We start from the raw sequence: 4,013 nt of genomic DNA on the forward strand, positions 1-4,013 counted from the left end.
TAGGTGACCTATACAATTCTTGATGCAATCGATCCCATACTAATGATAAGTATATTTCAGCACAACGTATCACCCGGTTAGCCATTACCTGCCTAGAGATATTGACTTCTGCACGTTTAAACTCTTGATCTAAACGATAAAGTGGAATGGCGTTTACATACTTTGCATTCATGATTGCAGCTGCTAATGATGGTGTCACAATACTATTACGTAAAAGATCTGCAGGACGATCAGTACGTACAATCGTTTCATTATCTTTTCCAGCATAAACAGATACATGATGTTCTTCAACTTCAAAAACAGCTGGATGGAAGGTAAGGCGTTTGTATACTTCTTCAGGAAGTTCTTTCTAGTTATTTTTACCAAAGATCTGTGTAAGCTGTTCATCTGTTAATTTATGAGGAATAACATTTACTATCATTGTCTCAAAAAAACTACTAGTTTTCGAGGTACAAACTATTTACCACTTACCTCTATTTTATACGCTATCTTTATTTTGACTAATGTGACTGAAAATTCATTCGAATTCCTCTCTCTATCTTCCTTACGCTGTCTCATATACACCACAGATAATATAGAATTATCTGTGGCTTGTTGATTTTTATAGCACATATATGTTAACATATATTTATAGGTTAACTTTAGTTAACCTCAATAAAATTAATAAGTTAATCCATATAAAAAGTTAACTAAAAGGAGTGGAATAATGAGTGATGTAACATTTGGTGTCAAAGTAACCGAGGAAATGAAGAATGAACTAGCTGATTTAATGAAAAATAACGCATTAAGTGGTAAAGAGTTTATGAGTATGCTGCTCACAAGCTATAAATTAGAGAAATCACGTTCTGAGAGTCATTTATTTGAAAGTGATATGAAAGAACTACAAGTTTTATTAAATCGTGTGCAAAAACTGTATTTACATATGACGGAGAAGAGTGAGATAACGTATGAAGAGCGTTTAAAAGAGATAGAAGAAGTAATTAGCCAGAAGGAAGAAGAAGAAAAGGTTTTAAGAGAAACTTGCAAAAACTTTAAAGCACAATTAGCGGCTAGTCAAAAGGAGATAGCAGTAGAAGCTGATAAAGTTAAGAGTTTAAATGAAACGCTTAAAAGTGTTAATATTGAATTACAAACAAATAAAACACAACTTAAGAACAATTTACTTTTACATGAGAAGTTTGAAGAAGAAGTAGCTGACTTAAAAGAAAAATTAGAGGCTACTAAGCGTTTAGAAGTGGAAATCAGTGAGCATAATGAAGAAAATAATAAACTCAAGAATAGAAATGATGAGTTAGCGTCTGAAGTATGGTTCCTTCAAAGAGAGGTAGAGAAGCTTACAGAAGAGAAGAATCAATTACTTATTAAACATGAAGAAGAGAAAATCAAAAATCAATCTACTTATGAATTAGAGCTTAAAAATAAGTTACTTGAACAAAAACTGCAATTAACAGAAGAAATTAACAATTTAAAGGAAGAAAATCGCCAGTTAGAACGTACTTATAATGAAAAGATTGAGGCGTTTTATACTAAACTAGGGGAAAGGGACAAAAAAAGCTAATATAATCTTGAATTTCCATGAATATAATGATATACTTTTTAACTGAAAAAAGGAGTTGTATACAAATGGCAAATTATTTATCACCACAAGAAATCACAAACTACACAAGTGACGGTGGCGTAAACAAAGTAAATCGTAGTGTGCTACTTGTATTTTTAATGGCAATCATGGCAGGGGCGTACATTGCACTTGGTGGATTTGCATCTTCAGTAGCGGCTCATGATCTTACAAACAAAGGGCTTAACAAACTTGTAACAGGTGCAGTTTTCCCAGTTGGGTTAATGTTCGTAATCATTAATGGTGCAGACCTTTTTACAGGTAACTGTTTAATCGCTGTTTCTGCATTTGAAAAACGTGTAACACTTAGACAATTTGTTAAAAACCTTGTAATTGTTTTTGTAGGGAACTTTGTTGGTGCAGTAACTATTGCATTTTTAGTAGCAAACAGTAGTATTTTAACGATGAGTGAAAACCGTTATGGTGCTTACATGATTAAAACAGGAGTTAGCAAAGTTAACTTCTCATTTACAGAAGCTTTATGCTTAGCAATACTTTGTAATATCTTTGTATGTGCAGGTGTTTGGATGATGTATGGTGCAAAAGATATTTCTGGTAAAGTTTGGGCAGGGTTCTTTTCAATCTTTGCTTTCGCTATCAGTGGCGCAGAACACGTTGTTGCAAATATGTTCTATATTCCAACAGCACTTTTCGCAAAATCAAATCCAGTTTTTGTTGAAGCATCACACTTATCATCAGATAAGCTTACTAGTCTAACATGGGGGAGCTTCTTTGTGAAAAATGTTATTCCAGTAACAATCGGAAATATTATCGGTGGTATATTCCTTGGCGGAATGTACTTCTTAATTTATAAGAAACTTACAAAACCATCTGATAAATAGTTTTAAACAAAAAGACGCTATATTAGCATAGGCTACTAGGCGTCTTTTTTATTTCATTAAACGAAGGAGGCTGTATATGCAGATTGAAAAAGCCATTTTTTATTTCCTAGAATCTCTAGAAAGTGAACAACTTTCAAACCATTCTATTAGAGCGTATAGCCAAGATTTGAATCAATTTATGAAATGGACGAATAAAGAAGAACTGGATATGCTCGGGTTCGAGGATTTTCAGGATTATTTCATTAGTATTAAAGGGTTAAAACTCACAAGTATTAAACGTAAACGCGTTGTGTTACATCGTTTTATGAAATACTGTTACCGTAAACAGCTTTGTCTAGAAAAGCTATATGAATATATTGATCCTATTAAAAATAAAAAGACAGTCGTGCCTAAAGAGGTGCTTACTAAAGAAGAAATCGTTAAGTTATTTAACTATTTAAATAGCGAAATAGCACGCTTGGCATTAAAGAAAGAGCAGTCTTATTATCACTATCTGTACTATTGTGCTATTCGTAATCGTTTATTAGTCAGTATCTTACTCTATACAGGCTGTCGTGCCCATGAAGCAGTAGCACTGAAAAAACAAGATATTAATCTTATAGGGCAGACCATATTACTTTTTACTAAAGGCGGTAAATATAATCAAATTCCAATACATGAAGATTTAATGGCAGCCTTTGAAGAATATGAACAAGCACTGGAAACATTAGAGAAAGATTTTTATAAACAGTTAGATGAGAGTATATATCTCTTTCCAAGTAAAAATAATAATGCGGCATATTTATCTACACGTACTTTACATGATTTAATGAATAAATTATCAGAAGTGATGGGCAGACATATTCATGCCCATTTATTTAGACATACTTTTGCATCTTATTGTATTGCTGCTAATATGGACATTTCTACAATTTCATCTTTGATTTCCCATAGTAATCCATCGATTACATTGTCCATTTACACCCATGAGATTGATGCACATAACAAACAAGAGCAAATTAAAAAATTAAGTTTTCAATAAAAATAGGTATTAAAATCCACTTATCAACTTATACTACCTAAAAAGGAGTGAGAAATTTGAGTGGATCATATGATGATTTAAAAGACAAGTACAAAGAAGGGTATCGTTGTATTTATACCGAAAAAGGTGATAATGATACAATGACAATGCACCTTAAAAACTTTAGAGAAGAGAAAATCCATACTATCCAAGCTAAAGGAGATATGGAAATTAGTCAAATTGAAGACTTTTTAGATAAACTTAAACAAGTTGAAAAGAAAAATGGTTATGACTGTTAGTATAAACTAATCATTTATAGAAGGCACCTGAAGCATATTATAAACTTTAGGTGCCTTTTATAAATAAAGATTATGTAACTGTTCAGCCGTTGGCTGAATAAATATATTTTTTTGCTGTGGATAAACGAGTTTTTTAGCATGATTTTTATGTTAGATTTCCACATTTAAATTTAGTTATCAACTAGCTTTTTGCCTTCCTAAAACGTTATACTTTAAGTATATTATTTCGAAACAAACTGCTACTATTAACAAGCCTT

5 protein-coding genes are annotated in these 4,013 nt (G+C 31.9%); 4 read left to right on the forward strand and 1 reads right to left on the reverse strand.

What is annotated here, in order from left to right; genetic code table 11:
• A partial coding sequence (locus tag JCM14822_RS25300; RefSeq protein WP_157047893.1) for an IS66 family transposase occupies positions 1 to 199 on the reverse strand: 199 nt, incomplete at its 3' end.
• A gap of 507 nt (positions 200 to 706) precedes the next feature.
• On the opposite strand from JCM14822_RS25300, the gene JCM14822_RS18015 reads away from it, so the two are divergent.
• The 4 genes from JCM14822_RS18015 to JCM14822_RS18030 all read left to right on the forward strand — a co-directional run bounded on the left by JCM14822_RS18015 (position 707) and on the right by JCM14822_RS18030 (position 3,756).
• A complete protein-coding gene (locus JCM14822_RS18015) occupies positions 707 to 1,558 on the forward strand; it encodes a coiled-coil domain-containing protein (protein WP_054743984.1) in 852 nt (283 codons plus the stop codon).
• Between the two features lie 65 nt (positions 1,559 to 1,623).
• The gene (locus tag JCM14822_RS18020; RefSeq protein ID WP_054743986.1) at positions 1,624 to 2,457 is read left to right on the forward strand and encodes a formate/nitrite transporter family protein; all 834 of its coding nucleotides are present in this window, start codon (positions 1,624 to 1,626) and stop codon (positions 2,455 to 2,457) included.
• Between the two features lie 76 nt (positions 2,458 to 2,533).
• On the forward strand, positions 2,534 to 3,478 hold the full coding sequence (locus JCM14822_RS18025) for a tyrosine-type recombinase/integrase (RefSeq protein ID WP_054743988.1): 945 nt from the start codon (positions 2,534 to 2,536) through the stop codon (positions 3,476 to 3,478).
• A 56-nt stretch (positions 3,479 to 3,534) separates the two neighbouring features.
• Positions 3,535 to 3,756, forward strand: a complete 222-nt coding sequence (locus JCM14822_RS18030) for a hypothetical protein (protein WP_054743991.1) — start codon at positions 3,535 to 3,537, stop codon at positions 3,754 to 3,756.
• The last annotated feature ends 257 nt before the right edge of the window (positions 3,757 to 4,013 follow it).

Origin of the sequence: Cellulosilyticum ruminicola JCM 14822 (genome assembly GCF_001311925.1) — a bacterium.
GTDB lineage: Bacteria > Bacillota > Clostridia > Lachnospirales > Cellulosilyticaceae > Cellulosilyticum > Cellulosilyticum ruminicola.